General features: G+C 62.0%; 1 protein-coding gene and 1 pseudogene. Both read right to left on the bottom strand.

Translation table 11 applies throughout. The features are described 5' to 3' along the window. A pseudogene (gene rpoB / locus DBR34_RS05860) lies at positions 1–1,015 on the bottom strand (DNA-directed RNA polymerase subunit beta); the annotation flags it as partial. 339 nt (positions 1,016–1,354) lie between these two features. Then, positions 1,355–1,723, bottom strand: coding sequence for a 50S ribosomal protein L7/L12 (gene rplL / locus DBR34_RS05865; RefSeq protein ID WP_038690307.1), 369 nt, complete (start codon positions 1,721–1,723; stop codon positions 1,355–1,357). Between the last annotated feature and the right edge of the window lie 24 nt (positions 1,724–1,747).

Here is a 1,747-nt window from a genome sequence, read left to right on the forward strand (position 1 = left end):
CGGCGTCGACGCCGGCCTTGCGGAAGGCCTGCAGCTGTTCGTCGGTGATTTCGTCGTTGGCCTGGGCCAGCAGTTCACCGGTGTTGGCGTCCACCACGTCGTGCGACAGGATGCGGCCGACGATGTAATCGTCCGGCACGGCCAGGGCGGCGATGCCCGAGGCTTCCAGCTGCTTGACGTGGCGCGCGGTGATGCGCTTGCCGGCTTCGACGATGACCTTGTCGCCGTCGGCCAGGTCGAAGTTCAGGGTCTCGCCGCGCAGGCGCTCGGAGACCAGTTCGAGCTGCACACCTTCATCGGGGTTGATGTGGAAGGTGTTGATCTCGAAGAACTCGGCCAGCATTTCTTCATTGCTGTAGCCCAGCGCACGCAGCAGGATCGACACCGGCAGCTTGCGGCGACGATCGATACGGGTGAACAGCGCGTCCTTCGGGTCGAACTCGAAGTCCAGCCAGGAGCCGCGGTACGGAATGATGCGGGCGCTGTACAGCAGCTTGCCCGAGCTGTGGGTCTTGCCACGGTCGTGGTCGAAGAACACGCCCGGCGAACGGTGCAGCTGCGACACGATGACGCGCTCGGTACCGTTGACGATGAAGGTGCCGTTGTCGGTCATCAGCGGGATTTCGCCGAGGTAGACCTCCTGCTCCTTCACGTACTTGATGGCCTTGGTCGACGACTCGCGGTCGTAGATCACCAGGCGCACGGTCACGCGCAGCGGCGCGCCGTAGCTCATGCCACGCTGACGGCATTCGCGCTCGTCGAAGACCGGGTCGCCGAGCTTGTAGCCGACGTATTCCAGGGCAGCGTTGCCGCTGTAGCTGGCGATCGGGAAGACCGACTTCAGCGCGGCGTGCAGGCCCAGATCACGGCGCTTGGCCGGATCAATGTTTTCCTGCAGGAATTCGCGATAGGAATCCACCTGGATGGCAAGCAGGAACGGCACTTCGAGGATCGAGCGCTGCTTGCCGAAATCCTTGCGGATACGCTTCTTTTCGGTGAACGAATATGACGTCATGGGGTCTCACCTTGGCTGTGCGGGCCGCCGTACAGGCGCGGCCCGAAGGGAACATGAAAATTGTCAGTTGGAAGTCGCTGGTATTGCCGGCACCAGCACGCCTTCTCCCGCTACTTCCAACTGCCAACTCGCCGGCCTGCGGCCGGAAAGGTGTGGCAGCCGACTGACAGTCGGCTTTACCGCTGAGGATCAGCCAACCAGCGGTCGGCTCTACCACTGAAGAACAGCCGACCAACGGTCGGCTCTACCGCCGTTGTCGCAACAACGACCAAAGGCCGGGGGCTTACGCCCCCAGCCTTGGCTGCATCGCCGTGATTCGATGGCGAGGCAAGGAACTGCTTACTTGACTTCGACAGTCGCGCCAGCAGCTTCCAGGTCCTTCTTGAACTTGGCAGCGTCGTCCTTCGAAGCGCCTTCCTTGATCATGCCGCCGGCTTCAGCCAGGTCCTTGGCTTCCTTCAGGCCCAGGCCGGTGATGGCGCGGACAGCCTTAATCACTTCGACCTTCTTCTCGCCGGCCGACTTCAGGATGACGTCGAATTCGGTCTGCTCTTCCACGGCAGCAGCCGGGCCAGCAGCAGCAGCTGCGGCGACCGGAGCAGCGGCGGAGACGCCGAACTTCTCTTCGATGGCCTTGACCAGCTCCATCACTTCCATCAGGGACTTCTCGGCGATTGCGTCGACGATCTGTTCGTTGGTAAGGGACATTTTGATTACCTTTGGATAATTTTC

The sequence above is a fragment of the Stenotrophomonas sp. HMWF003 genome, from assembly GCF_003061285.1.
Lineage (GTDB): Bacteria > Pseudomonadota > Gammaproteobacteria > Xanthomonadales > Xanthomonadaceae > Stenotrophomonas > Stenotrophomonas maltophilia_AP.